30 protein-coding genes are annotated in these 22,755 nt (G+C 68.2%); 10 read left to right on the top strand and 20 right to left on the bottom strand.

Translation table 11 applies throughout. The features are described 5' to 3' along the window. Positions 1-122: 122 nt before the first annotated feature. The 6 genes from FK527_RS15705 to FK527_RS15680 all read right to left on the bottom strand — a co-directional run bounded on the left by FK527_RS15705 (position 123) and on the right by FK527_RS15680 (position 5,201). Positions 123-1,325 carry an MFS transporter gene (locus FK527_RS15705; RefSeq protein ID WP_144735413.1) on the bottom strand — a complete coding sequence of 401 codons (1,203 nt, stop codon included), beginning with the start codon at positions 1,323-1,325 and terminating at the stop codon, positions 123-125. A 44-nt stretch (positions 1,326-1,369) separates the two neighbouring features. Then, entirely contained in the window at positions 1,370-2,746 is a 1,377-nt protein-coding gene (locus tag FK527_RS15700) for a CoA transferase (protein ID WP_144735411.1), read from the bottom strand. Positions 2,747-2,960: 214 nt separating this feature from the next. Then, complete coding sequence (locus FK527_RS15695) at positions 2,961-3,719, bottom strand: sulfite exporter TauE/SafE family protein (protein ID WP_144735409.1); 759 nt, start codon at positions 3,717-3,719, stop codon at positions 2,961-2,963. A 12-nt stretch (positions 3,720-3,731) separates the two neighbouring features. Then, the gene (locus FK527_RS15690) at positions 3,732-4,367 is read right to left on the bottom strand and encodes a LysE family translocator (RefSeq protein ID WP_024889569.1); all 636 of its coding nucleotides are present in this window, start codon (positions 4,365-4,367) and stop codon (positions 3,732-3,734) included. Between the two features lie 13 nt (positions 4,368-4,380). Next, a complete protein-coding gene (locus tag FK527_RS15685; RefSeq protein WP_221886791.1) occupies positions 4,381-4,593 on the bottom strand; it encodes a DUF1737 domain-containing protein in 213 nt (70 codons plus the stop codon). Continuing rightward, on the bottom strand, positions 4,590-5,201 hold the full coding sequence (locus FK527_RS15680; protein ID WP_024889571.1) for an RBBP9/YdeN family alpha/beta hydrolase: 612 nt from the start codon (positions 5,199-5,201) through the stop codon (positions 4,590-4,592). Before FK527_RS15680 ends, FK527_RS15685 begins: the two co-directional genes overlap by 4 nt. 184 nt (positions 5,202-5,385) lie before the next feature. Here FK527_RS15680 and FK527_RS15675 point away from each other — a divergent pair, with 184 nt between their 5' ends. Together FK527_RS15675 and FK527_RS15670 are read left to right on the top strand one after the other, a co-directional pair. Next, on the top strand, positions 5,386-6,045 hold the full coding sequence (locus tag FK527_RS15675) for a LysE family translocator (RefSeq protein WP_121411126.1): 660 nt from the start codon (positions 5,386-5,388) through the stop codon (positions 6,043-6,045). A gap of 61 nt (positions 6,046-6,106) precedes the next feature. Next, positions 6,107-6,994 carry a PhzF family phenazine biosynthesis protein gene (locus FK527_RS15670; protein ID WP_134552533.1) on the top strand — a complete coding sequence of 296 codons (888 nt, stop codon included), beginning with the start codon at positions 6,107-6,109 and terminating at the stop codon, positions 6,992-6,994. A 103-nt stretch (positions 6,995-7,097) separates the two neighbouring features. Here the strand turns inward: FK527_RS15670 and FK527_RS15665 are convergent, their stop codons facing one another. From FK527_RS15665 to FK527_RS15645, 5 genes are read right to left on the bottom strand one after another with little or no spacing between them, the layout of a single operon-like run. Beyond that, complete coding sequence (locus FK527_RS15665; protein ID WP_121411124.1) at positions 7,098-8,006, bottom strand: LysR family transcriptional regulator; 909 nt, start codon at positions 8,004-8,006, stop codon at positions 7,098-7,100. Between the two features lie 37 nt (positions 8,007-8,043). Further along, a complete protein-coding gene (locus FK527_RS15660) occupies positions 8,044-8,319 on the bottom strand; it encodes a cytoplasmic protein (protein ID WP_114861728.1) in 276 nt (91 codons plus the stop codon). After that, positions 8,316-9,158, bottom strand: a complete 843-nt coding sequence (locus FK527_RS15655; RefSeq protein WP_024889576.1) for a PfkB family carbohydrate kinase — start codon at positions 9,156-9,158, stop codon at positions 8,316-8,318. Before FK527_RS15655 ends, FK527_RS15660 begins: the two co-directional genes overlap by 4 nt. Continuing rightward, positions 9,155-9,871 carry a glutamine amidotransferase gene (locus tag FK527_RS15650; RefSeq protein ID WP_024889577.1) on the bottom strand — a complete coding sequence of 239 codons (717 nt, stop codon included), beginning with the start codon at positions 9,869-9,871 and terminating at the stop codon, positions 9,155-9,157. Before FK527_RS15650 ends, FK527_RS15655 begins: the two co-directional genes overlap by 4 nt. Next, positions 9,868-10,671 carry a YggS family pyridoxal phosphate-dependent enzyme gene (locus FK527_RS15645; RefSeq protein ID WP_021205431.1) on the bottom strand — a complete coding sequence of 268 codons (804 nt, stop codon included), beginning with the start codon at positions 10,669-10,671 and terminating at the stop codon, positions 9,868-9,870. The genes FK527_RS15650 and FK527_RS15645 overlap by 4 nt, the downstream gene beginning before the upstream one ends. Positions 10,672-10,741: 70 nt before the next feature. On the opposite strand from FK527_RS15645, the gene ptsJ reads away from it, so the two are divergent. Further along, entirely contained in the window at positions 10,742-12,043 is a 1,302-nt protein-coding gene (gene ptsJ, locus FK527_RS15640) for a MocR-like B6 salvage transcription factor PtsJ (RefSeq protein WP_144735408.1), read from the top strand. 65 nt (positions 12,044-12,108) lie between these two features. Here the strand turns inward: ptsJ and ilvE are convergent, their stop codons facing one another. Further along, positions 12,109-13,086 (bottom strand): branched-chain-amino-acid transaminase, encoded by a 978-nt coding sequence (ilvE, locus tag FK527_RS15635; protein WP_009463302.1) that lies wholly within the window; start codon positions 13,084-13,086, stop codon positions 12,109-12,111. A gap of 181 nt (positions 13,087-13,267) precedes the next feature. Here ilvE and FK527_RS15630 point away from each other — a divergent pair, with 181 nt between their 5' ends. The 3 genes from FK527_RS15630 to FK527_RS15620 are packed head-to-tail and all read left to right on the top strand — an operon-like array spanning position 13,268 to position 15,266. Continuing rightward, positions 13,268-14,182, top strand: coding sequence for a LysR substrate-binding domain-containing protein (locus tag FK527_RS15630; RefSeq protein WP_144735406.1), 915 nt, complete (start codon positions 13,268-13,270; stop codon positions 14,180-14,182). Between the two features lie 6 nt (positions 14,183-14,188). Continuing rightward, positions 14,189-14,692 carry a GNAT family N-acetyltransferase gene (locus FK527_RS15625; protein ID WP_186298451.1) on the top strand — a complete coding sequence of 168 codons (504 nt, stop codon included), beginning with the start codon at positions 14,189-14,191 and terminating at the stop codon, positions 14,690-14,692. Positions 14,693-14,696: 4 nt separating this feature from the next. Then, positions 14,697-15,266: a peroxiredoxin gene (locus FK527_RS15620; protein ID WP_029578119.1), complete on the top strand. Its 570-nt coding sequence runs from the start codon at positions 14,697-14,699 to the stop codon at positions 15,264-15,266. Positions 15,267-15,328: 62 nt separating this feature from the next. Here FK527_RS15620 and FK527_RS17290 read toward each other — a convergent pair whose 3' ends face one another. Genes FK527_RS17290 through FK527_RS15590 form a run of 7 tightly spaced genes read right to left on the bottom strand, consistent with a single transcriptional unit; the run spans position 15,329 to position 19,343 of the window. Continuing rightward, positions 15,329-15,466 (bottom strand): hypothetical protein, encoded by a 138-nt coding sequence (locus FK527_RS17290; RefSeq protein ID WP_020649398.1) that lies wholly within the window; start codon positions 15,464-15,466, stop codon positions 15,329-15,331. Beyond that, the gene (locus tag FK527_RS15615) at positions 15,463-16,707 is read right to left on the bottom strand and encodes an MFS transporter (protein WP_169518324.1); all 1,245 of its coding nucleotides are present in this window, start codon (positions 16,705-16,707) and stop codon (positions 15,463-15,465) included. Before FK527_RS15615 ends, FK527_RS17290 begins: the two co-directional genes overlap by 4 nt. Further along, positions 16,704-17,666, bottom strand: a complete 963-nt coding sequence (locus FK527_RS15610; RefSeq protein WP_144735403.1) for an alpha/beta hydrolase family protein — start codon at positions 17,664-17,666, stop codon at positions 16,704-16,706. The genes FK527_RS15615 and FK527_RS15610 overlap by 4 nt, the downstream gene beginning before the upstream one ends. Then, on the bottom strand, positions 17,659-17,958 hold the full coding sequence (locus FK527_RS15605; RefSeq protein ID WP_144735401.1) for a DUF1330 domain-containing protein: 300 nt from the start codon (positions 17,956-17,958) through the stop codon (positions 17,659-17,661). The genes FK527_RS15610 and FK527_RS15605 overlap by 8 nt, the downstream gene beginning before the upstream one ends. Then, entirely contained in the window at positions 17,955-18,356 is a 402-nt protein-coding gene (locus FK527_RS15600; RefSeq protein ID WP_144735399.1) for a cupin domain-containing protein, read from the bottom strand. Before FK527_RS15600 ends, FK527_RS15605 begins: the two co-directional genes overlap by 4 nt. After that, a complete protein-coding gene (locus tag FK527_RS15595) occupies positions 18,353-18,745 on the bottom strand; it encodes a nuclear transport factor 2 family protein (RefSeq protein WP_021205444.1) in 393 nt (130 codons plus the stop codon). Before FK527_RS15595 ends, FK527_RS15600 begins: the two co-directional genes overlap by 4 nt. A 4-nt stretch (positions 18,746-18,749) precedes the next feature. Then, the gene (locus FK527_RS15590) at positions 18,750-19,343 is read right to left on the bottom strand and encodes a LysE family translocator (protein ID WP_020649404.1); all 594 of its coding nucleotides are present in this window, start codon (positions 19,341-19,343) and stop codon (positions 18,750-18,752) included. Positions 19,344-19,574: 231 nt separating this feature from the next. On the opposite strand from FK527_RS15590, the gene FK527_RS15585 reads away from it, so the two are divergent. From FK527_RS15585 to FK527_RS15570, 4 genes are all read left to right on the top strand, one after another. After that, positions 19,575-20,369 (top strand): enoyl-CoA hydratase/isomerase family protein, encoded by a 795-nt coding sequence (locus tag FK527_RS15585; protein WP_114861716.1) that lies wholly within the window; start codon positions 19,575-19,577, stop codon positions 20,367-20,369. 4 nt (positions 20,370-20,373) lie between these two features. Then, the gene (locus FK527_RS15580; protein ID WP_024889590.1) at positions 20,374-20,832 is read left to right on the top strand and encodes a PaaI family thioesterase; all 459 of its coding nucleotides are present in this window, start codon (positions 20,374-20,376) and stop codon (positions 20,830-20,832) included. A 64-nt stretch (positions 20,833-20,896) separates the two neighbouring features. Beyond that, positions 20,897-21,490, top strand: coding sequence for a biotin transporter BioY (locus FK527_RS15575; protein ID WP_144735397.1), 594 nt, complete (start codon positions 20,897-20,899; stop codon positions 21,488-21,490). A gap of 31 nt (positions 21,491-21,521) precedes the next feature. Further along, complete coding sequence (locus FK527_RS15570; RefSeq protein ID WP_144735395.1) at positions 21,522-21,938, top strand: nuclear transport factor 2 family protein; 417 nt, start codon at positions 21,522-21,524, stop codon at positions 21,936-21,938. 39 nt (positions 21,939-21,977) lie between these two features. On the opposite strand, the gene FK527_RS15565 is transcribed toward FK527_RS15570, so the two are convergent. Continuing rightward, positions 21,978-22,754, bottom strand: a complete 777-nt coding sequence (locus tag FK527_RS15565; protein WP_144735394.1) for a DsbA family protein — start codon at positions 22,752-22,754, stop codon at positions 21,978-21,980. Between the last annotated feature and the right edge of the window lies 1 nt (position 22,755).

The raw sequence follows: 22,755 nt of genomic DNA, 5'->3' as shown, positions 1-22,755 counted from the left end.
GCGGGTCGAGTTAGCTTTCGCGGTCTGTAGCCATCAAAGGTTTTCGCGACCTCAGCCCTGGCGCAACTGCACTCCTATTGTGTCTTTCATGATCGGGGGTGTGTGAACTCCACTCATGAAAGTTAGCCGAAGAGACAGGCCCACGCAATGGTGGTGCTGAGCATGCCAAAGGCGCAGACCCCGGCCCATCCATGGGCAGTGAAGGCCCACCCGCATGCAGCAGCGCCGAAGGCCCCGCCAAGCAGCATCGTGCCCATGAACACGGTGTTCAGCCGGCTGCGCGCACCCGCATCCAATGCATAGACCATGGTCTGGTTCGCCACCTGGGCCGACTGCACGGCCACGTCGAGCAAGAAGATGCCGAGGACGAGTGCGGGGATCGATGAGCCCCCCAGGTACAGCACGGCAAATGCCATGGCGGTGCACACTGCGCCGGCACGAACGACTGCGCCGTGTCCGCGCCGGTCGGCAAAACGGCCAGCCGCCGGTGCAGCCAACGCGCCGCACACGCCAACCAGCGCGAACAGGCCGGCGGATACCGCGCCGAGCTGCAGCGGCGGCCGCTCCAGCCAGAGCGCGAACGTTGCCCAGAAGCCGATCGTGCTGGCAAACAGCAGGAACTGGACGGCCACAGCCTGGCGCAAGGAAGCGTGCTTGCGCACCAAATGCCACATCGACAGCAGCAATCGTCCATAGCCGAGATCGGAGGACGGTGGTACCACCGGCAGCGTCCATGCCAGCCGAAAGCCCAGTACCAGCATCAGTGCCGCAGAAAAACCGAAGACGGACCGCCAGCCCCAAAGCTCGGTCATCCAGCCGCTCACCACACGGGCCAGCAGGATGCCGATCAGGATGCCGCCCGTCACCACGCCGAGCACCTGCCCCTTGCGGTGGGAGGGCGCCAGGTGGATGGCCAAGGGAACCAGTTGCTGCGCCACGGTGGCGCACAAGCCCACGGCGAGGCTCGCCAGTGCCAATTGAACGAAGCCGGAGGACGCGGCTGCCAGCACCAAGGAGAGCACCAGCGCCGCCAGCGTTCGCAGGATGAGTGACTTGCGCTCCAGGCGGTCACCCAGTGGTGCCAGGAACAGCACGCCCAGGGCATTGCCCGCCTGGGTGAGCACGGGCAGCCAGGTCACGGTCCCCGCAGAGAGCGCGAACTCCCGGCTCAGTTCGCCGAGAAGCGGCTGGTTGTAGTGGCTGTTGGCCACGGATGCGCCCGCCGCCAGGGCAATGGTCCACAGCAGATGGGAGGGCAAGGCTGACGTGGCAGGCATCGGTGCGCCACGCGATGCATCGCCCGGGTGACCTGGGATATCGCTCATTCAAGGGGGCCGGCCGCATCAAGTCTCGGCTTGCGGACAAGCGCTCACCAGTTCGAGCGATCCGTTCCCGGCGGCACCGATGGTCGCGCGTAGCCGGCCGGTGTTCGCGCCAGTTGCGCGCTGGGGCGCACGGCGCGCAGCAGGCCGAAGCCGGAGACTTCGTCGGCGAGCCAGGGGCTGAGGTCCGGCCTGCCAGCCCGCAGGCCCTCTTCGATGCGCCCCAGCCCGCGCAGCCAGTGCCCGGTCTGCGCCAGCGACACCTGCACGTGCCAGCTTCCCCCTTCGCGCGACTGTCGCCACAGCGCGGCGGCGGCGCCGAAAGCCATCAGGAAGCCGCTGGCCTGGTCGAGGATCTGCATCGGCAGCGCGCGCGGCTTGCCGTCGCCCGCCGCCTCGCCCTCGGCGTGGTTGAAACCCATCGCCGTCTGCACCAACGAATCGAAACCGCGCCGACCGGCCCAGGGCCCTTGCGTGCCGTAGGCGGTCAGCGACACGGCGACGATGCCGGGCCGGCGCGCGGCCAGGGCCTCGGGCGAGAAGCCGAGCGCGGCCAGGCCTCCGGGCCGGTACCCCTGTGAGAACACGTGGGCGTCTTCCACGAGCCGCCACAGTGCTTCGCGTCCGGCCTCGCTGCGCAGGTCGATGTGCGCCGAGCGCTTGCCGCGGCTGGTTTCGGCAATGGCGGCGATGTTGGGCAGGTTTGGTGAATTGACCAGCATCACGTCCGCGCCGAACGACGCCATCGCCCGCCCACCGACGGGTCCGGCCAGGATGCGCGTGAGGTCGAGCACGCGCAGGCCGGCGAGCGGCCGCTCATCGGCCGCCAAGTGCGGCAGTGCGCGCGGTGGCGCATCGGCGATTCGGGTGATAGTCATCAGGGGTTGCGAGGCCACCGCCTGACCCTGGGGCGTGGCATCCCACTCGGCGAAGCTGCGCAACGCCGTGGCCACCAGTGCGTGGTCGGCCGCGGCCTGCTCGAAGTCCAGCGCCTTCCAACCCCGCAGGGCCTGCTCGGCGTCGGCGCGTGTGGCAGTTGCGGGGTCCAGGCCCAGCAGGCGCAGTGCGCCATCGCGGTGGTGCGGGAAGTTGGTGTGGACACGCACGTGGCCATCGGCGCAGCGGTACAGGCCGGCGAACGGGTCCCACAGCTCGGGCTCCTGGCCGTCGAGCGTGAACCAGCCGGTGCATTCGGCGGCGGCGTGGGCCATGTCCACGGCGACACGCTGGCGCGGAGCGCCCCGCGCATGGCCCAGTTCGCAGGCGGCGAGCGCGGCCGCGGCAATGCTGGCCTGCGCGGCGGTGCCGACGGCGAAGGACGAGGGAAACACCGGGTCGCGGCCCGCCAGCGCGATCCCGGCCAGCGCCTGCGGCGGCAGCCCGCCCAGCGACCAGAGCGCGGTCAGTGCATCGAGTGGATTCATCGAATGGACTCCTCACAGAAAGTTCGCCAACTGAATCGACACGCTACCCCGTCGGCCGAGTCGGGTTGGCAGATCCAGGCGGGCGGCAGGGTCGGCGCCGCGTTGTCCGCAAACGCAGCGGAGCGCGGAAAGCGGCATCGCCCGCCATTGGCGATGCCGGGGAGCGCCGTGTTCGCACAGGCGTGGGCGTCACGCGCCCGCTGCAAGCGATCCATCATGCGCCCGCCTTCAGCCCGAAGTACGCAGAGAGCGCCAGGCCGGTCGCCACGATCGTCCAACGCAGCGCCAGCGGCGGAATCCAGCGCGCCAACCGAGCGCCGGCATAGCCCCCCACGATCGCGCCCAGCAGGACCGCACTGCCTTGCGCCCAGGCGATGGACCCGGTGGCGACGAAGAGCATCACCGCGGCACTGGTCACGACGGTAGCCATCGCATTCTTGACGGCGTTGGCCTCCTGGACATCGCGCACACCCAGCAAGGTCAGGATCGCCATCAGCATGATGCCCAGGCCGGCGCCGAAGTAGCCGCCATAGAGTGCGGTCAGGAACTCCGCCCCCGCAGCCGCCAGGTGCGGCACCTGACCGCGAGCATGCCGCTCGATGGCCTGGCGCAGCCAGGGCCCCAGGGCGAACAGAACGGTCGCGACGAGGATCAGCCACGGCACCAGACGGCTGAACTGTGCATCTCCGGTGAACACCAACAGTGCGGCGCCCACCAGCGAACCGGCACCGACCACGGGCAGGCTGCGCCGCAACGCGGCGCGGTGGCGCCCGAGTTCGCTGCGATAGCCGAGCAGACTGCTCGCATGCCCCGGCCAGATCGACACCGCGCTGGTGGCGTTGGCCACCACGGGTGGTACGCCGGCAGCCAGCAGCGCGGGAAAGGTGAAGAATGTGCCGCCGCCGGCCACCGCATTGCAGATGCCGCCGATCATGCCGGCACCGGCCAGCAGCAGGAAGGTTCCGATGTCCATGCCGCTCGCACCTCAGCTCGTCGGCCTGGACAGGGCCAGACGCAGGCCAAACCCCATCAGTGCCAGGCCGGTGAGCGCATCGAGCGAGCGCATCACCGTGGGCCGGCGCAGCCAGCGTGCCAGGGGCCGCGTGGCCAGCACCAGTGCGGCGAACCAGAGCAGTCCCATCGCGGCGTGGATGCCGGCCAACAGCACGCTGAACGCGACCACCGGCACATCGGCGGGAACGAACTGTGGCAGGAGGCTCACGTAGAACACCCCGACCTTGGGATTGAGCAGATTCGTCAGCAGACCGCGCAGGAACCAGCGCTCGCCACGCACGAGCGGCGGATCGTCTGCGGGCAGCGTCGGCCGGCTCTTGAGCGCGCCAGAGATCAGCTTCCAGCCGAGCCAGAGCAGATAGGCCGCGCCCGCGATCTGCAGCAGGGTGTAGGCGAGTCGGGAGACCGCGAGCACCGCGCCGAGCCCGAGGGCCGCGATCAGCCCCCAGATCAGCACGCCGGTCACGATGCCGCCGCCCGCCCTCATCGCCTTGCGCCCCCCTTCCACAGCGGCCGTGCGAAGTACCAGCGCCGTGTCCAGGCCGGGGGTCAAGGTGAGCAGCAGCGCCGTCAGCGTGAAGCCCAGGATCGCAGTCGATGCATCCATTGGGGGATCTCCGTCAGAGCACAGACAAGTCCAGTGACTCGCTGTACGTCGTCGATTCGATGGTCTTGACGATGGCCTGGCCGCAGATCACTGCGCCACGCGCCGCGTCGTAGGTCAGGCTCGGCGCGCCATACAGCTCCCAGCCGCTGTTCAGGGCCGCGGTGACGCGGTGGCAGAACGCCGCGTCGTCGATGCCGGTCAGGTAGCGGTACGCGCGCATGCTCATGCTCCCGGTCGATTCGATGCCGGCATCTGGACGCGCAGCCCCGCTCCGAATGCCTGCAGCAGATGCCAGCCGGTGTCCCAGTCGCCCACGCCGCTGGCGGCATTGATATGCCCGAGGGCGCCGACTTCCAAGCATCCCGCTGCCCAACCCATGGCCATGCGCCGGGCGTGCTCCGGCGAGCCATAGGGGTCGTCGCTGCTGGCGACCACCAGTGCGGGAAACGGCAGGGGTTCGGTCGGTGGCGGGCCGAACTCGCTCGCCTCGCCTGGAAACGCCGGTGCGCCGGGGTCAGGGACGGCAACCAGGAAGGCGCCCCGGACCTGGGCGATCCGATGCTGGATGTCTTCTCCGATTCCCGGCCGCGATGCCCAGTGCGCGACGAGCAGGCACGAAAGGCTGTGTGCGACCAAGACGACGGGCGCACCGCACTCGTCGATAGCCGCATCGAGTGCCTGCAGCCAGTCGGCCAGGTCCGGCCTGTCCCAGTCGGCAGGCTGGAATCGCCGGCCATGCTCCTGGCGCGACGCCCAGCGCGTCTGCCAATGCTCCGGCCCGGAATTGCCGATACCGGGAAGCATCAAGAGGCGAACGGTCTGAAGGTGGCTCATGGTGGCGTGCGCGGATATCCGGGGTGAGGTTGTCTGGCTGGAAACCTTAAGACCGATGCGTCGAATTGCCGAGTGAGAAGGTCTCAGCAAGCGTCGAGAAAAGCTCAATGGTCAGCTCGAATGGCCTTGGCTATCGTCGAAGTGCACTTCCTTCACAACCGACGAAGAAGCCCCCGAGTTCGCCATGTCCGATATCCCGCTCCTGATTTCCTACGTCCTGGCGGCCTGGCTGTCCATCCTTACGCCCGGCCCGGCCATCCTGCTGGCGATGCGCAATGGCGCTCGCCAGGGCGTGGTCGCGAGCCTGTGGTCGACGCTGGGCAACATGTTGGGGTTGCTCGTGGTTTCCGCGGCGGCCGCGTGGGGCGTCGGCCTGTTCCTGCTTGCATCCGTCCACGCGATGACCGCACTGCGGCTGGCCGGCGCCGCCTACCTGGCGTACCTCGGTCTTCGCCTGCTTGTGCAGGGCAGACACACACGGCCGCCGGACGCCGGTGCCCATGACGCAGGGCCGGTGCAGGCCTTCGCGCTGGCGAAGGAAGGATTCCTGGTGGCGACATCCAATCCGAAGTCGATCCTCTTCTTCACCGCCTTCTTCCCCCAGTTCATCCGGGCCGACCAGGCGCTCATCCCTCAGTTCATGGGCCTGACCGCGATCTTCGTGATCCTCAGCGGCGCCACCTTGACCGGCTATGCCGCCATTGCAAGCCGGGTGCGGGGAGCATTGGGCACTTCCGTCTGGCGCCAGCGCTGCACGCGCCTGGCGGGCATCGGCTTCCTCGGATTCGCCGCATGGATTCTTTTGTGGAGACCGTCGAGCGGCGCCAAGGCCCTGGCCGCGTGATTCATTCCCGGCCACGCGCACGCAACCGAGCACAGGCGGTGCGACCGAACCTGGAGAAGCGATGAACAAATCCTTCCTGCAAGTCGATGTGTTCACGAGCCAGCCGCTCAGGGGCAACCCGGCTGCCGTCGTGTTCGATGCCGACGACCTCGATGCGCGGACCATGCAGCGGATCGCGCGCGAGATGAACCTGTCCGAGACGGTCTTCGTGCTGGCCCCGGAATCGCCCGACACCGACTATCGGGTGCGCATCTTCACGCCCTCCAGCGAGCTGCCGTTCGCGGGGCACCCCACCATCGCCACTGCGAGCGCGGTGCGTGCGCACCGTGGCGATCTGGTCGATGCAAGTCTGCTGCGGCAGGCCTGCGGCATCGGCATCGTGCCTGTCGAAGTCGTTCCGACCGAGGGCTCGCCGATCTACTGGATGACCCAGGCCAGCCCGCAGTTCCGCAACACGGCCATCGGTCCTGGGGAAATGTCGGCCCTGCTGGGCTGCGATGCGAACATGCTGGCCGCGATGCCGGTAGAAGTCGTCTCCACCGGCATCCCGTGGCTGATCGCCGAGCTGCGCAGCGTCGCCGCCCTGGCGTCGCTGCGTCCCAACCTGCCTCGCATCGCCGAACGCTGCCGCGCATCGGGTGCCGTCGGCGTGACCGTCTTTGCCGAGCACGAGGCCGACGCGCCGGTACGCTTGCGCCTGCGCACGTTTGCGCCAGGCGAAGGCGTGGCCGAGGATCCCGTCTGCGGGTCTGGAAACGGGTGTGTCGCGGCATTCCTGGCAAGGCACCGGCACGCATCGGCTCTCCAGGGTGGCTACCTTGCGGAGCAAGGCATCGAGATGGGACGCGACGGCCTGATCCATGTCGAATGGACCCGAAACGGCGACGAACTGACGGTGCGCGTCGGAGGCCAGGCCGTGACCGTCGCCAGCGGCACCCTGCATCTGTAGACGCGGCGGCACGTTCAGCCGCTCGGTCGCCCATGGCTTACCATGGCGCCTGCGCGGCGTCCCCGACGAAGGCCTGTGCTGCGACGAAGGCGGTTGCGCAGGGCTAGATCGGATCGACGGCGGGACTGTCGTCGCGCGAGAGCATGGCGCGTTCGATGAAGTGCTGCAGCGGTTCCGAGGGCTCGCTGTCCGGCCGCAACAGGTAGGTGGTCATGCATGCCGACGGGTCCGACAGGGGCCGCGCAATGATCTCGGGATGGCGGCAGACCGAAATCTGCGCCGCCGTGGCGAGACCCAGTCCGTAGCCCGCAGCCACCAGCGTCAACATCAATTCCAGTGTCGCGACCCGCTCGGCAATCCGGGGCTGGATGGCGGCCGTGCGGAGCAGCCGTTTGATCTGCCGGTACGCGCCCTCGCAAGCTTCCGGGTGGCACTTGATCAGGGGATAGCGCAGCAGTTCATCCAGAGGGACCTGCCTGAAGGCCAGCAAAGGATGGCGCGTCGGAATGGCCACCAGGATGGGATCGGACCAGACCGCCTCGCACAGGATGCCCTCTCCAGCCTCGTCAGACTGCGCAAACCCGGCATCGAAAGTGTCGTCGCGCAACCCGCGCACTTGCGATGCGAGCGGCGTCTCGAACAGGCGGATTTCCACATCGGGCTCCTCCTCCCGGCACAGGGCCAGGAGTGCCGCGAGGCGTGTCTGCGCGATACCGTCCGACAGCGCGAGGCGCAGCATGCCGCGATAGCCCGTGGCGGCGGCCCGGACGTTGGTTCGTGCCTGTTCCAGCACCGCGAACACGCGGCGGGCATCTTCCAGCAGCACCTGGCCCGCCCAGGTGAGCTGGGTGCCGCGCCGATTGCGCTCGAACAGCGTGGCGCCGAGGTCGGACTCCAGCTCCCGGATGGTGCGCGACAGCGGAGACTGCTCGATATGGAGCCGCACCGCCGCACGCGTGAAGTGCAGTTCCTCGGCCACTGCCACGAAACAGCGCAGGTGTCGCAGCTCCATCGCGCCACCTACGCGTACGTGAGGCCGGGAGCTTGATTCACGCGAGCGGCTCCTCGGGCGCCGTGCCGGACAGCAGCGCCGTGATCGGCAAGGGTTGGAACAACGGCTCACGGCCGAGGACCTTCAGACCGCCAGGACCGCTTTCGAGCAATCTGCGCTCTTCGCGCGCGACGAACAGTTCGGTGCGATAACCATCGCATTCGGGAAGTCGCTGTAGCAGGTCGCGGATCGCGTCACCCGCCCAGGGCGTATCGCTGTCGAACTGACCCAGCAGCCGGCCATGCCGGGAAATCACGAGGCGGTAGGCATTCATGGCCGGACGCTCCCGGCCATAGCGTGGATGGCCATTTCCTCCCAGCCCAGGCGCCGGGTGCGGGTCAGTTGCTCGGCGGTTTCGCCGCAGGCGCGCTCGACGGCCTGAGGCATCTCTATGCCAAGCAGGCAATGGCCGGTCAGGCGCGCGGCGAAGTAGTCGCCGGCCCCTTTCACCACGCAGGGCACGCGGGGATGCTCGAAGAGGCGCGATACCCCCTCTCGCGTCTCCAGCAGCGTCTGGACGACGGCGCTTTCAGGATCATCCTGGACACTGGTCACCACCACCCATTGGGTGGGGCCGCGCAACAGCGCACGGGCAGCCTCGCGGCAATCCGCCAGACCCTGCAGCGTTCTGCCGGTGACCTGTTCCAGCTCGAACCGATTGGGGACGAGGCCGTGGGCTTCTGGAATCAGCAGCGTGCGCCAGGCCTCGGCCATGCCAGCCGCCGCATACACGCCTTGGTCGTAGTCGCCAATGACCGGATCCAGGTGCAGGCGCAGTTGCGGGTGGCGCTCGCGCATCGTCGACCACCAGGATGCGAGGATCCGTGCCTGCGACGGCGCGCCGAGGAAGCCGACCTGCACAACGCGAGCGCACGCGGGGATGCCGCGCGCCTCCAGGTCATCCAACCAGCCAGCGAACCACGCGTCGGGCACCGCACCGCCATGGACCGAGGGATAGTGCGGGGTGTTGCTGAGCAGCGCGGTCGGCACCGCGGTCGTAAGCAGCCCGCAGGCTTCCAACGCGGGAATCGCCGCGTTGTTGCCGACCCGCCCGTAGACCACCTGGGACTGGATGCTGATGACATCGATGGGCACAGGTTGGGTCACCGTCATTCAGGACGCCCCCCCGTGTCCTGCTGCCGGTCCAGCCACGCGCCGATCGTGCGGTGGGCCGCAGCCTTCAGCGTTGCCCCATGCCGCTCGGCATCCGCGCGCAGCGTGCGCGGATCGACGCCGGCCTGGCCCAGCTCGCAGCAATGGCCGACCAGCCAGCGTTCGATTCGGCTGGCATCGGCTTCCAGGTGGAACTGCAGACCCAGCACCCGGTTGCCGACCGCGTAGGCCTGCTGCACGCAGCTTTCGGTGCTCGCCAGCAGTTCACTGCCCTCAGGCAGCTCGAAGCGGTCGCCGTGCCAATGCAGCACCGGCACGCCGGCCAGCGGTGCCAGCACCGAGCGGCGGCCCGCATCCGTCAGCGTCAGCGCGCCGAAGCCGATCTCCTTGAAGCCCATGGGGGCGACGGCGGCGCCGAGCAGGCGCGCGATCAATTGCGCGCCCAAACAAATGCCGAGCAGCGGCCGGCCGCTGGCCAAGCGCCGTTCGAGCAGACGCAGTTCGTCGGCAAGAAAGGGATAGGCCCGCTCGTCGAAGGCGCCGATCGGCCCACCCAGTGCAATGAGAAGATCGCTTGCCGCGGCCTCCTCACCGGCCAGGTCGTCCGTCGCGGGGTCGAGGTAGCGCACGTCGAATCCACGCTCGCGCAGCAGCGGTTCGAGCGTGCCGAGGTCTTCGAAATGGATGTGGCGCAGGGCCAGGGCGGTCTTCATGCGGTCTGCTCCGATGCGGTCGATGTCGCAGCCCGGTCGTCGTCGGGCCAGTAATGGCTGTCCGGCGTCGCGCGAGCGCCAAAGATGGCCTGGCCGACGCGCACGACGGTGGCGCCTTCCTCAATGGCCAGCTCGAAGTCGCCGGACATCCCCATCGACAGTTCGTCCATGCCGATGCCCGCCGGCGCCTCCTGGCGCAGCCGATCACGCAGTTCGCGCAACAGCACGAAGCAGGGACGGACCCGCGCCGGATCGGCCGACAGCAGCGCCAGTGTCATCAGGCCTCGCACGCGCAGGGTGGAGAAGCCCGGCAGCGCCCGGACGAAGCCGGCCACCTCGGAAGGCGGCAAGCCGAACTTGCTGGCCTCGCCCGAGGTGTTGACCTGCACGAACACATCCAGTGCGCGCCCTTCGGCTTGCAGGCGACGGTCCAGCGCCTCCGCCACACGCAGGCTGTCCAGGGCCTGGAACTCGCTGGCGAAGCGTGCCACGACCTTGGCCTTGTTGGTCTGCAGGTGGCCGATGACCGACCAGCGCAGGTCGGCGAGATCCACCATCGCTTCGGCCTTGCGCTGCGCCTCCTGCACCTTGTTCTCACCCAGGTCGCGGCAGCCGGCGGCGTAAGCCAGACGGATGCGCTCCTCCGGCACGGTCTTGCTGACCGGCAGCAGGCGCACATCGGACGGATCGCGTCCCGCGCGGGAGCAGGCATCGGCGATGCGCCGATGCACCGCCGCCAGATTGCGCCGAAAGTCCTCGACGCTGTGTGCGGTGGGCCAGGGATGCGTCTGCGCGTTCATGGACAAGGGGTTCTCCGTGCTGCTAACATTGTCATAGGACAAAATATACATTGTCACGGGACAAACGGGAATGGCAGAAAAGACCGCGTCGGACATCTTTGAGCGCATTCGCCGCGAGGCACATGCGGGCCAGCTTGCCGCGGGCCAGACACTGCCGTCCGTGCGCGAGATGGCCGATCAACTGGGCGTCAACCGCAACACGGTCGCCGCCGCGTACCGGAAGCTGGTGGCCGCAGGCATTGCCGAGACGCTGGGGCGCAACGGAACGGTGATCCGGCCAGCGGCGCGTCTCGGTGAGCAGGAGGGCCTGCAGCCCGGCTCGGCGCTGGCGGATCTGGCCAGCGGCAATCCGGACCCGGCCTGGCTGCCCGATCCATTGCAGGCGCTGGCAGCCAGCGGCTACCGGCCCGCGCTGTATGGCCAGCCTGTACTCGACCCAGCACTCGAACGGCTGGCGCGGCAGTGGTTCGGAGCGGATCTCCGGGAGGGTGACGGTCTGGTGCTGGCGCATGGTGCGGTCGATGCGATCGAGCGTCTGTTGGCTGCCTACCTCGTCGCCGGCGACAAGGTGGCGGTGGAGGACCCGTGCTTCCTCGGCAGCCTCAACATCCTGCACAGCACGGGCCTGGCAGCGGTGCCCGTGGCCATGGATGCGCACGGCATGCGCCCGCAGGCGCTGGAAGCGGCGCTGGCCAATGGCGCCCAGGCGGTGCTGTGCACACCAAGGGCGCAAAACCCCACCGGCTGCGGCCTGAGCGAGCAGCGCGCCCGCGAACTGCGCCGCGTGCTCGCCCGCCATCCGCACGTGCTGGTGATCGAGGACGACCACTTCGCCTTGCTGGCCGAGACGCCGTACTTCTCTATCGCGCCCGCGGCCACCACGCGGCGGGCGCTGGTGCGCTCCGTGTCCAAGGGCTTCGGCCCGGACCTGCGGCTGGCCTTCATCGCTACCGATGCGGGGACCGCCGCAAGGCTCGGCATGCGACTGGCTCCCGGCACGACCTGGGTCAGCCACCTGCTGCAGGCGGCCGTGCGCGGCCTGCTCGGATCCGACGCGGCCACGGCGCGCCTGCATGCGGCCAAGACCGCCTACGCCATGCGTCGCAAGGCCCTGATCGATGCACTCGGCGCCGTGGGCATCGCCGCCTGGCAGCCCTGCGACGGGTTCAATGTGTGGATTCCGTTGCCGGAAGACCGTGACGTTCACCGCACCGCGCAAAGCCTCGCACGCTGCGGCTGGGCCGTGCGAACCGGCGATGCCTTCGCGATCGCGCCCGCGGCCCCCGCGCTGCGAGTCACGGTCTCGACGCTCGAACCCGGGGAGGCGGCGCGCTTTGCCGCGCAACTGCGCGACTGTCTGGGGCGTGTATGAAGCCAGTCTGCATGGCATCGTGCCTGTCCTCTCGCGGGTCCGTCTGCGTACCGGTCCATGGCGCGCTACGGCGCCTGCAAGGCGGAGGCGACGCGAGCGGGCCACGGGCGCCGTTCCAACAAGCCGGTCTCCCGTTCCCGCAGCGTCCGGCCGACCTGGCTCGCCTCGGTCACGGACGCGCGAAAGTCCCGGATCAGTTGTCGCGTCACCGGCCCCACGGGCCATTCGGTGGTCGCCGCATCCTCGACCAGCGCCACCACCGGCTGCAGTTCGACCGAGGTGCCGGCGGTGAATACCTCGGAGGCGGCGCGCAGTTCGTCCAGCGTCACGGTCCGCTCCTCGACCCGCAGCCCGCGCTGGCGCGCCAGTCCCATCACGTGCCGCTTGGTGATGCCGTCGAGGAAGCAGGTCGGCAATGGGGTCACCAGCACCCCGTCATGGACCATCAACAGGTTGGTTGCCGTGGTCTCGGCGACCCGGCCTTCGCTGTCGAGCAGCAGTGCGTCGTCGCAGCCCGCCGCTGCGGCGGCATGGCGCGCAAGGGTACCGATCATGTACAGCCCCGAGCACTTGGCCGCGGTGGGTGCGGTGTCAGGACGGGGACGCCGCCAACTCGCCAGCTGCAGCCGGATGCCTTCCTCGGCGCGGCCCTGGGACGCCGCCGTGGGCCAGTCCCAGGCCGCGATCGCCACGTGGATGCGGGCGCGCGGCGAAGCGATGGAAACACTCTCCGCGCCGCGCCAGGCCACCGGGCGGATGTAGGCGTCGTCGAGCTGGTTGGCCCACAGCACCGCCTCGATGGCCTGTGTCAGTTCGCCTTGCGACCACGGCAGGTGGTAGTCCAGCAGCGCGGCGGACTGCTGGAAGCGTTCCAGGTGAGGCGCATTGAGGAAGACATGACCGCCATAGGCGCGCATGCCCTCGAAGACGGCCCCGCCCATATGCAGCGCATGCGTGAGCACGTGCAGGCGCGCCTCGCGCCAGGGCAGCAGCTCGCCATCGAGCCAGATCAGGCCATCGCGATCGTCAAGGGAATTGAGCATGGTGCGCACCGCTGTACAGGTTGTCGATGGCGTAAGTGTGCGGCCGGTTCGCCGTCGGCACGAGTGAGCAAATCTCAGACGATGCTGAGTTTTGGTCCTCGTGTCGGCGAGCGTGGAGACGACGATTTCCGGTTTAATGAGTCCATGAACGACCAATGACTTCCAGGAGGGTGAATCCCCCATGCGCATCCCTGTCCCGTTGAATGCCTTGCGCGCCTTCGAGGCTGCGGCGCGCCATCTCTCGATCAAGGACGCGGCCCTGGAACTGGCGGTCACCCCCTCGGCGGTCAGCCACCAGTTGCGCACGCTGGAGGACATGCTCGGCGTCGAACTGCTGCGCCGCATCGGTACGCGGCTGGAATTGACCAGCGCCGGCCGCCGGCTGGCACCTAGCCTCAACGAGGGTTTCGCCCTGATCGCCGAGGGCGTGAGCAGCTTGCGCGAGGAGCGGCGCGACGGGCCCCTGCGCGTGAACATGCTGCCGACCTTCGCGACCAACTGGCTGTCGCCCCGCCTGAGCCTGTATCCGTTCGAGCGGCGCGGCTTCTCGCTGGACATCTCCACCACGCAGGACGACGTGGATCTGGCCGCCGGCGTGGCCGATGCCGGCATCTGGTATGGCGACGGCCAGTGGGCCGGCCTGCAGGCCGACCTGTTGTTCGAGGCCACCATCGATCTGTACGCGCGCCCGGGCTTTGCCACCGGCTCGCGCCGGGAACGCCTCAAGCAGGTCGCGCGCGCCAACCTGTTCGTGTCGCGGCATTGCCTCAGCTGGCGGCGCTGGATGGACAGCCTGCCCGGTGGACCGTTCGAGCCGGCTGTCGTAACCCGCGTGGACTCGGGCGGCCTGACGATGCAGGCGGCCGCCGATGGGGCCGGCGTGTCGATCGCCGTCTGCGAACTGGCCGAGAGTGCCGTCCGGCTCGGACGCCTGGCCTCGGTCTTCGACCACCCTGTGAGCGCGGGCGTCGGCTTCTGGCTCGTCTATCCCGAGGCGCTATCCGAAGATCGACGGCTGGATAACCTGCGCGGCTGGCTGCGCGAGCAATGTCAGTCGGAAAGCGGAACTCGGAACCCAGAAGCGCGGACAGCATAGACACGTATGAGTAACGCATATCCAAAAGACCAGAAAGCACCGCCGGATGACGATGTGACGCTTCGACGGCTCGTTGCCCATGACGCCGTTGCACTTGCCTCCCTGCTGGCCGCCTATGGCGACGAAATGCGCCACGAGCAAGGCGCCGGGGCGAATGCACTGGCCCGTGCCAATGCCTTGATCGCCGATCCGATCGTGGAAGTGCTGGGTGGCTTTCTCGGCGACGAGCTCGTCGCCTTCGCAGTGTTCTTCGATCTGCCCGAGGCGATCTCCGGAGGGCGGTCGGGTCAGCTCGACGACCTGTACGTCCTGCCCGCCGCGCGCGGGAAACGACTCGCTCAGCGGCTCATCGCGGCCATCGCCGATATCGGTCGATCACGCGCCTGGATCCATCTGCGCTGGCTGGTCCCCGAGGACAACCCCGACGCCATCCGGGCCTACGCGCGCTTCGCCGAACCCGCCGGCTGGAAGAGCTACGTGCTTTGGCTGGCCGGTAGCGAGCGGTGGTAAAGCCATGAACAACCTGCAGCAGGTCGATTGGTCGCGCCTTCCGCAGCCGGAGGATGATGGCGGCGCCCGCCACCTGACGGGCATGCGCCTGCCCACGCTTGAACTGGCATCGACGGATGGTGGCCGTGTCGATCCTTCGCGCCTGCGCGGACGCACGGTGCTTTATCTCTTCCCGATGACGGGCCGGCCAGATGTCGCACTGCCTCCAGGCTGGGACGAGATTCCAGGAGCACGGGGCTGCACCCCGCAATCCTGTGCCTTCAGGGATCATTTCGCCGAACTGAAGTCCTTGGGCGCCGCCCAGTTGTTCGGCGTGTCCACGCAGGACACCGCGTACCAATGTGAGGCGGTGGCGCGCCTGCACCTGCCTTTCCCGTTGCTGTCCGACCATCGCCTTTCATTCGCAACCGCGCTCGGTCTGCCGGTCTTCGAGGTGCAAGGCCTGGCGCTGCTCAAGCGACTGACCCTGATTGCGCGCGATGGCGTGATCGAGCATGTGTTCTATCCTGTGTTCCCGCCGGACCGGAATGCCGACGATGTCGTCGCGTGGTTGAGGCAACAGCCAGCCACTTGACCTTGGCCAGTCAGCGACACGATCAGCGCTCATGGTCGTGCGAAGTTCTCGTCAGGTCCCGCTCACCCGCAGAAGGACCACTGCTCCAACCACACCCACAGCAGTTCCATCGACAGCCAGGCGCGGAACACCAGCACGCCCGCAGCCAGCAGCACAGCCAGCGGTGCCCAACGTTTCAACCATTCGCGGCCTTGCCTCATGAAGTCGCCAACCGTGGATCGGCGCGAACGATGGTCCTGTCGTCGATCGGCCAGTGCAGAACCGTCGCCAGCAGGCCCAGCGCAATCGCCAGCAGCCAGATGCTCAGGTACGACCCAGTAGCCTCGAACATGCGGCCACCAAGCCAGACACCGAAGAATGATCCCAACTGGTGGCCGAAGAAGACGAAACCGAACAATGTGGTGATGTAGCGCACGCCGAAGATCTGAGACACCAGGCCATTGGTCAGCGGAACCGTCCCGAGCCAGAGGAACCCCATCACTGCAGCGAACAGGTAAACGCCCCATGTGCTGAGCGGCAGCAGGACGAACAGGGCCATCGCCACCGTGCGCGCCAGGTACAGGCCTGCAAGCAGGTACTTCCTGCGCAGCGTGCCACCCCAAAGCCCCAGCAGGTAGGTGCCGGCCACATTGGTCAGCGCAATGATCGCCAGCGCGGCGACGGCATCGGTGGCGGCCAGGCCCCGGTCCAGCAGGTAGGCTGGGAGGTGCGTGGCGATGAAGGCGAGTTGGAAGCCACAGGCCAGGAAGCCCAGGTTCAGCAGCCAGAAGCCGCGGTGGCGGAAGGCTTCACCGATCGCCGCCTTCATCGACAGCTCCGTGCCGACCACCGCGTTCGAGATGCTTGCGTCGCGCATCGGGAACGCCAGCGGCAGCAGCAACGCCATGACCACTGACAGAATCAGCAGCGCACCCGTCCAGGCCCAACCGCCGATCAAGGCCTGCGCAACCGGGACCATGGCGAACTGCCCGAGGCCACCGATGGCGCCGGCCAGCCCCAGTGCCCAACTGCGGCGCTCAGCCTGCACGAGGCGGCTGAGCGCGCCGTAGATCGCACCGAATGCCGTGCCCGACAGCGCGATGCCGACGCACACGCCAGCGCCCAGAACAAAGGCCACGTGGCTGTGCGCCTGAACCATGAAGAAAAGCCCCAGCGCATAGAACACGAGCCCGCCCGCGATGACCTTGGCCGAACCGTAGCGGTCGGCAATCATCCCGGTGAAGGGTTGGGCGAGACCCCAGGTCAGGTTCTGCACCGCCATCGCGAAACCGAACATTTCGCGCGACCAACCGCGATCCATCGTCACCGGCAGCAGAAACAAGCCTTGCACGTGCCGCACACCGAGGGCCAAACCCATGATCAGTCCGCCGGCCAGGATCGGAATCCAGAGCGATCGGCGCTCGTTTGCCGATGCTGTCGAGGGGGCGAGGTTCGTGTTCATGTCGTGGCTCCCGCTGCTTGCGGATCGTCCGCAGGTCGATGCTTCAGTACGCCGAGGGGGCGGGTTGGTGGCTCGCCGGTACGCAACCAGTCCAGCGCCAGGGGCCACAGCGCCTCGCGGAAGCGCTCGTGGAAGAAGGCGAAATGGCCGATTTCGGCCTGCTCGATGGCCGCGGGAGCCAAGCGCAGGTGATGACGCTCGCTGCCGGTGTAGTAATCCAGCAGGCGGTCCAGCGCCGGGACCGTGCCGAACGGATCGTCCTCGATGCCCAGCGCCAGGATCGGTGCGCGCACCTGGCCGAAGCGCCGTGCCAGCATTTCGGCTTCGGGCTCGCCTTCCAGTGTCTCCCGACCTCGGCGCACCGTGCCCTCGAAGCGGGGACCCATGCGTGCCCAGTCCAGTGCCACGCCCTTGGGCGTGTCCTCCATCCATCCCAGGCGCTTGGCTGGCACGTAGCCAAGCACCCGCGCCAGCAGCGGCATGGCCACGTGCCAGCGCAGGAACATGGCGCGGCGTGCGGCGGGCGCATAGTCGCGCCAGTAGGCGTACTGCGCCCCCATGGTGAAGATGCGCCGCACGCGGTGTGCGGACGCGGCCAGCCCGATCACGAAGCCCCCAGCGGAGTGGCCGACCACGTCGATCGGCTGGCCGGGGAATCGCCAGGCGAGGTACTGCAGCACACCCTCGAAATCGTGCTGCCCCCAGTCGATCCAGTCGGCCTGCAGCCGACGCAGCCCACGGTGTCGCGATTCGCCGATGCCGCGGTAGTCGTAGGTCACCACGTCCCATCCGTGGCTGTGGAGCCAGTCGGCAAAGCGCGCGTAGTACCGGCAGCGCACCGAGGTGGCCGCGTTGATGACTGCGACCGGATGCGGGCGTCGTGGATCACAGGGGCGGCGCCAGGCAAATCCACCCAGGGCATAGCCGTCGGCGGCGCGAATGTCGATGGGCTCAGCCATTCACAGCGAGACCCTGGACCAGCAGCACCACGGCCTGTGCGCCGGCTTTGCGATCCTGAGCAATGCGTTGGTACTCGTCCGATTCCGCCCAGTCATGGAAGGCGGCTTCGTCGGGAAAGGACATGAGCACGAGCTTCTGGTACGGCCAGGTGCCTTCGATGGTGCGAGGCTGCTCGTCCGCGGCCAGCAGACGTCCCCGGTGGTGGCGGAACACCTCCATGAAGCGGGCCTGGTAGCGGTCGTAGGCGGTCCGGTCGTGGATGGTGAGTTGAGCAATGGCGAAAACGGTCATGACGCAGGCTCCTCGTCCCGATGGCGATCCGGTTTGGCGGCCGAGGCCGATTCGATGCGGTCGCCCTGTGTGCTGGGGCTGGAGAACACCAGAAAATTCACGTCCTCGTCGCCACCATTGGCGGCAATGTGGCGAGTGCCGGCCGGGACATGCACGCCTTGACCGGCTTCCAGCAACACGTCCTGGTCGGGCGTGCTCAGGCACAGGTGGCCACCGAGCACGTAGAAAAACTGGTGAGCCCTGGCGTGCCAGTGGGGTGCCTCGGCGCCGCCTGCGGGCATCCATTCCTGCCGCACCTGCATGTGTTGCAGTTCCAGCAGTCGCCAGCCCAGGCAGACCCCACCCCAGTCATAGCGGTTGCCGTCGTCGGGCCGGACGGCGCGCAGCCGCGCCGTCATGGCGTGCCCTCCTCGGCGGGGACGCCGTGCAGGGCCTCGCCTTGGACCTGCCGTCCATTCTCGAAACGCATGATCTCGCACATGCGCGTGCGCTTGCCGCCAGCCTGCGCCACGTAATGGACGACGACGGTCTGCGCCTCGACGTCGCAGATGGCCGAGATGAGTTCGAACCGCAGGTCCGGCCTGTCGGCGAGCGCGGCCAGCCAGTAGCGGCGCAGCGCGTCCTTGCCTTGTACCCGCGTGCCACCGGTATAGGGCTGCGCCAGCGCGCTCACGAACAGTGCATCGTCGGCATAGGCCGCCAGCACCGCCGGCACGTCGCGGCGGTTCCAATCGTCGATCCAGGCCAGCGCATGGGCCCGGAGTTGATCATGAGAGAGTGTCGTCATGGCATCACATCCAGAAGAGAAGAACGGTCAGGGCGGCCAGGGTCGCCATGGCACGATTGACCACGCGAGCGACGGCGCGGTCGCGCAGCCAGGGCCGCAGGCCGGCGCCGAAGGCGGCCCAGACCAGCATGCAGGGCAGTCCGATGGCGGCGAACACCAGGCTGACCACCAGCAGGCGCAGTGCGTAGCCTTCGCCCGGCGGCAGGAAGGTGGACACCACCGTCACCGAGATCAGCCAGGCCTTCGGATTGACGAACTGGAAGGCCAGCGCCTGCATGAAGCCGATGGGCCGGCCGGCCTCGGTCTCCTCCAACTCGGCCGCGCGCCACAGGCGCGCGGCCAGCCAGAGCAGGTAGAGGCTGCCCACGACCTTCAATGCGACCTGCAGGCGCGGTTCAAGGGCGAACACCGCACCGAGGCCGGCGCCGGTGATCCCGAGTTGCACCATCACGCCCGCAGGGATGCCCAGCAGGTGCGGCCAGGTTCGACCCAGGCCGAAGAGCAGGCCCGAGGACATCAGCATCACGTTGTTGGGACCGGGCGTGATCGACATGACGAAGGCGTAGACGATCAGCGCCACGAGGGCGGTGTGTTCCATGGGAGTTCGCTGGGACGGGGAGTACCGGGGCGTTGAGGGAAAGACGAGGCCCGTCCGCGAATTGATTCTGGGCCGGGCATGGCGTCGGCTCCAGCGAGAAATTTTCAGTCCCACCTGAGATATTCGCGCTTGGCCGCAAGCGTCATCGCGCAGCAGACTTCGCAGGTACTGCCCGGCGCTGCCGAATCGATGACGGCCCGGCACTTCGGGCGGTTCCTCGCAGGAGAACCCATGTCTTCCGATTTCATTCGATGCGCGTCGCACCCAGACGGCTATGCCGAGTTGGTCATCGACCGGCCGGCAGCCCGCAACGCCCTGTGCCGCTCACTGACCGATGCGATGGCCGCGCACCTCGACAGGCTGGCGACCGACGCCGCCGTGCGGGTGGTCCTGCTGCGCGCCGAAGGCGAACACTTCGCGGCCGGTGCCGATCTCAAGGAAATGCTGGGCATCAGCGCGGAGCAGGCGCGGGCCACTGACTTCGCCGGTTGCTGCGCGCCGCTGGGCACGTTCCCCAAGCCCGTGGTGGCGCTGGTGCAGGGCTTCGCGCTCGGCGGCGGCTGCGAACTGGTCGAGATGTGCGACATCGTGCTGGCGGCCGAGAACGCCGTGTTCGGCCACCCGGAGGTTCGCGTCGGCACCATGCCCGGCGCGGGCGGCACGCAGCGCCTGCCGCGCCTGCTCGGCATGGCCAAGGCGCTGGACCTGCTGCTGACCGGGCGCCGCATGGACGCCCGCGAGGCCGAACGCAGCGGGCTGGTCTCGCGCATCGTGCCCCCCGATCACCTGCTCGAAGAGGGCCGCCGGCTCGCCGCCGACATGGCGTCGCTGTCGGGCGAGGTGCTGGTCCTGATCAAGCAGGCCGCGCGTGCCAGCGCCAGCCTGCCCATGGATGAAGGACTACGCCGCGAGCGGGCCGCCTTCCACCACACCCTTTCGCTGCCCGACCACGAGGAAGGCATGCGTGCATTCCTGGAGAAGCGGCCACCTCGATTCAACCCCCTCTCCACTGCAAAGGAACCTTAGAACGATGACCCAAGCCGCCCCATCCTTGCCGCTCGATCCCCAGGTCGAGCGAATCGTCCGCGACAGCTTCGCCCGCCAGGGCCTGATGCACCACCTGGGCGCCGAACTGCACGAGGTTGCGCGCGGGCGGGTCAGCATCCGGTTGCCGTTCCGCGAAACCCTCACCCAGCAGCATGGCTACTTCCATGCCGGCGGCACCAGCGCCATCGCCGACTCGGCCGGTGGCTACGCGGGCTTCACGCTGTTTCCACCGGACAGCTCCGTGCTGACCGTCGAGTTCAAGATCAACCTGCTCGCCCCCGCGCAGGGCGACTACCTTGAAGCGGTCGGTACGGTGGTGCGCTCCGGACGCACCCTGACCATCTGCCAGCTCGAAGTCTTCGGCGTCACCGAGCAGGGACGGGCCCAGGTGGCGCTCGGCCAGCAAACCCTGATCTGCCTGCAGGGCAAGCAGGATCGATGACGTTTCCGGTGTCCGCGCAAGGATGCGCCCGGCGGCCAGTACCGCCATTCATGAAGGAGAACCCATGACCTCAACCTCGACCCAAACCCTCGGGACCCTCGACACAACCCGCTGGCTGCGCGGACAGTCCACCGCGACCAAGGTGCTGGCGGTGCTGTTCGGCACCCTGGTGCTCACCGCGTCGTCCCACGTCAGCGTGCCCATGGTGCCGGTGCCGATGACCATGCAGACGCTGGCCGTCACGCTGGTCGGCGCACTGTACGGCTGGCGCCTGGGTGGCCTGACGATCCTCGTCTGGCTGGCCCAGGGCGCGCTCGGGTTGCCGGTGTTCGCCGGTGGCACGGGAGGCCTGGCGCGCTTCCTGGGACCGACGGGTGGCTACCTGCTGGCCTTTCCCGTGGCCGGCGCGCTGACCGGCTGGCTGGTCGAGCGCGGCTGGCATGGCGGGCGCGTCGTGATGGCCTTCGCGGCGATGCTGATCGGCAACGCCCTGTGCCTGCTGCTCGGCGGCGCCTGGCTGGCCGCGATGGTCGGCGTGCAGAAAGCCATCTCCGTGGGCGTCGCCCCCTTCGTCCTCGGCGGCGTGCTCAAGTCGGTGCTTGGTGCAGCGCTGCTCAAGGCCATCGACAGCGGTACCCGCAAGGCGGCGCTCCGATGACGCGCGTCCCGGGCCGGCCCGGTACATCACGATGAACGCCCTCGATGCGGAGCAGGCGCGGCGCTTTGCGCTGACGTGGCTGCCCGCCTGGACCGGCAACGATCCTCAGCGGCTGGCTGCCTTCTATTCGGAGGATGCCTTCTATCTCGACCCTGCCGTACCCCAAGGGCTGCGGGGAAAGCCCGCGTTGCTGGGCTATTTCGAGCGCCTGTTGGCGCGCAATCCGGCGTGGGTCTGGACGCAGGTCGAGGGCATCCCCATGGAGGATGGCTTCCTCAACAAATGGCGCGCGGACATCCCGGTCGGCGGTGAGGTGTTGACCGTGGTCGGCGTGTGCCTGGTGCAACTGGACGGTCAAGGAAAGATTCGCCGCAACGAGGTCTATTTCGACCGCTCCGAGCTACTGGCAAGAATTGCCGCAGCTATCGAGCCGCAGAACAGCGAATGAACCGGCAGGGCGGGAAGTGTTGCCGCCTTGACAATCATGCTATCTCGCTCGACGCTCGGTCAGAGCGGCATCGCTTTTCGGTGATTCGGATGCCTTGGGTCCAACAGTTTCTTCTGACGCGACCAAGTCCAGAGCCGACAGCAGCGCATCGCCCTCGACCGGACCGTGCAGCAGCAGCGATTTCCCGGTCAGGCCGTCGTCAAGCCGCACGGTGGGCGTGGCGTTGATGCCGCTGCGCAGGGCCTCGTCGGCCTGGGCGCGGACGATGGCTGCGGGGCGGTCGCTGTCCAGGCAGGTCCGCATGGCGGTCGTCAGCCCTCGCCAGGCCTGATCGGTGGGCAACCCCTGGCCATCGCCGCGGGTGTTTTGGTAGAGCCAGGCGATGGCACCGAAGAAGGCCTCGTGGCCTTGCGCTTCGCCTGCGCACTCGGCCACGCGGGCCAGCCGACTCGCCTCGGGATCGTGCATCGCCAGCGGCAGGTGATGCCACCGCAGGCTGGCCTCGGGATGGGCATCGATCCAGGCCATCAGGGTCGGGTAGTAGGCCTTGCAGAACGGACACTCCAGGTCGGCGTACAGCGTCAGCGTGAAGCGAGCATCGGCTGGGCCGTGACGCCAGGGTGGGCCGGCCGGATGCGCCTGCGCGGCCTCAGGCCCCGTGCGTGGTGCCGGCGCACCGGGCGTGCGGTACAGGAGCCAGCCCAGCAGGCCGACTACAAGGATGCCGGCGACCACCCAGGGCAGCCGTGGCAGGCGCCCAGCGCGCTTGCGAATGGCCTGGGATCGGCTCGGCAAGGTGGTTTGCTTCGAGGACATG

The organism is Extensimonas perlucida (genome assembly GCF_007655255.1).
Lineage (GTDB): Bacteria > Pseudomonadota > Gammaproteobacteria > Burkholderiales > Burkholderiaceae_C > Extensimonas > Extensimonas perlucida.
The sequence above is the reverse complement of the archived record's forward strand: the minus strand, read 5'-3'. Positions and strand labels throughout refer to the sequence as shown.

Excerpts from the sequence above, each read along its gene's own strand:
- FK527_RS15705 (WP_144735413.1), bottom strand. The coding sequence starts at position 1,325 with ATGAGCGATATCCCAGGTCACCCGGGCGATGCATCGCGTGGCGCACCG.
- FK527_RS15700 (WP_144735411.1), bottom strand. The coding sequence starts at position 2,746 with ATGAATCCACTCGATGCACTGACCGCGCTCTGGTCGCTGGGCGGGCTG.
- FK527_RS15695 (WP_144735409.1), bottom strand. The coding sequence starts at position 3,719 with ATGGACATCGGAACCTTCCTGCTGCTGGCCGGTGCCGGCATGATCGGC.
- FK527_RS15690 (WP_024889569.1), bottom strand. The coding sequence starts at position 4,367 with ATGGATGCATCGACTGCGATCCTGGGCTTCACGCTGACGGCGCTGCTG.
- FK527_RS15685 (WP_221886791.1), bottom strand. The coding sequence starts at position 4,593 with ATGAGCATGCGCGCGTACCGCTACCTGACCGGCATCGACGACGCGGCG.
- FK527_RS15680 (WP_024889571.1), bottom strand. The coding sequence starts at position 5,201 with ATGAGCCACCTTCAGACCGTTCGCCTCTTGATGCTTCCCGGTATCGGC.
- FK527_RS15675 (WP_121411126.1), top strand. The coding sequence starts at position 5,386 with ATGTCCGATATCCCGCTCCTGATTTCCTACGTCCTGGCGGCCTGGCTG.
- FK527_RS15670 (WP_134552533.1), top strand. The coding sequence starts at position 6,107 with ATGAACAAATCCTTCCTGCAAGTCGATGTGTTCACGAGCCAGCCGCTC.
- FK527_RS15665 (WP_121411124.1), bottom strand. The coding sequence starts at position 8,006 with ATGGAGCTGCGACACCTGCGCTGTTTCGTGGCAGTGGCCGAGGAACTG.
- FK527_RS15660 (WP_114861728.1), bottom strand. The coding sequence starts at position 8,319 with ATGAATGCCTACCGCCTCGTGATTTCCCGGCATGGCCGGCTGCTGGGT.
- FK527_RS15655 (WP_024889576.1), bottom strand. The coding sequence starts at position 9,158 with ATGACGGTGACCCAACCTGTGCCCATCGATGTCATCAGCATCCAGTCC.
- FK527_RS15650 (WP_024889577.1), bottom strand. The coding sequence starts at position 9,871 with ATGAAGACCGCCCTGGCCCTGCGCCACATCCATTTCGAAGACCTCGGC.
- FK527_RS15645 (WP_021205431.1), bottom strand. The coding sequence starts at position 10,671 with ATGAACGCGCAGACGCATCCCTGGCCCACCGCACACAGCGTCGAGGAC.
- ptsJ (WP_144735408.1), top strand. The coding sequence starts at position 10,742 with ATGGCAGAAAAGACCGCGTCGGACATCTTTGAGCGCATTCGCCGCGAG.
- ilvE (WP_009463302.1), bottom strand. The coding sequence starts at position 13,086 with ATGCTCAATTCCCTTGACGATCGCGATGGCCTGATCTGGCTCGATGGC.
- FK527_RS15630 (WP_144735406.1), top strand. The coding sequence starts at position 13,268 with ATGCGCATCCCTGTCCCGTTGAATGCCTTGCGCGCCTTCGAGGCTGCG.
- FK527_RS15625 (WP_186298451.1), top strand. The coding sequence starts at position 14,189 with ATGAGTAACGCATATCCAAAAGACCAGAAAGCACCGCCGGATGACGAT.
- FK527_RS15620 (WP_029578119.1), top strand. The coding sequence starts at position 14,697 with ATGAACAACCTGCAGCAGGTCGATTGGTCGCGCCTTCCGCAGCCGGAG.
- FK527_RS17290 (WP_020649398.1), bottom strand. The coding sequence starts at position 15,466 with ATGAGGCAAGGCCGCGAATGGTTGAAACGTTGGGCACCGCTGGCTGTG.
- FK527_RS15615 (WP_169518324.1), bottom strand. The coding sequence starts at position 16,707 with ATGAACACGAACCTCGCCCCCTCGACAGCATCGGCAAACGAGCGCCGA.
- FK527_RS15610 (WP_144735403.1), bottom strand. The coding sequence starts at position 17,666 with ATGGCTGAGCCCATCGACATTCGCGCCGCCGACGGCTATGCCCTGGGT.
- FK527_RS15605 (WP_144735401.1), bottom strand. The coding sequence starts at position 17,958 with ATGACCGTTTTCGCCATTGCTCAACTCACCATCCACGACCGGACCGCC.
- FK527_RS15600 (WP_144735399.1), bottom strand. The coding sequence starts at position 18,356 with ATGACGGCGCGGCTGCGCGCCGTCCGGCCCGACGACGGCAACCGCTAT.
- FK527_RS15595 (WP_021205444.1), bottom strand. The coding sequence starts at position 18,745 with ATGACGACACTCTCTCATGATCAACTCCGGGCCCATGCGCTGGCCTGG.
- FK527_RS15590 (WP_020649404.1), bottom strand. The coding sequence starts at position 19,343 with ATGGAACACACCGCCCTCGTGGCGCTGATCGTCTACGCCTTCGTCATG.
- FK527_RS15585 (WP_114861716.1), top strand. The coding sequence starts at position 19,575 with ATGTCTTCCGATTTCATTCGATGCGCGTCGCACCCAGACGGCTATGCC.
- FK527_RS15580 (WP_024889590.1), top strand. The coding sequence starts at position 20,374 with ATGACCCAAGCCGCCCCATCCTTGCCGCTCGATCCCCAGGTCGAGCGA.
- FK527_RS15575 (WP_144735397.1), top strand. The coding sequence starts at position 20,897 with ATGACCTCAACCTCGACCCAAACCCTCGGGACCCTCGACACAACCCGC.
- FK527_RS15570 (WP_144735395.1), top strand. The coding sequence starts at position 21,522 with ATGAACGCCCTCGATGCGGAGCAGGCGCGGCGCTTTGCGCTGACGTGG.
- FK527_RS15565 (WP_144735394.1), bottom strand. The coding sequence starts at position 22,754 with ATGTCCTCGAAGCAAACCACCTTGCCGAGCCGATCCCAGGCCATTCGC.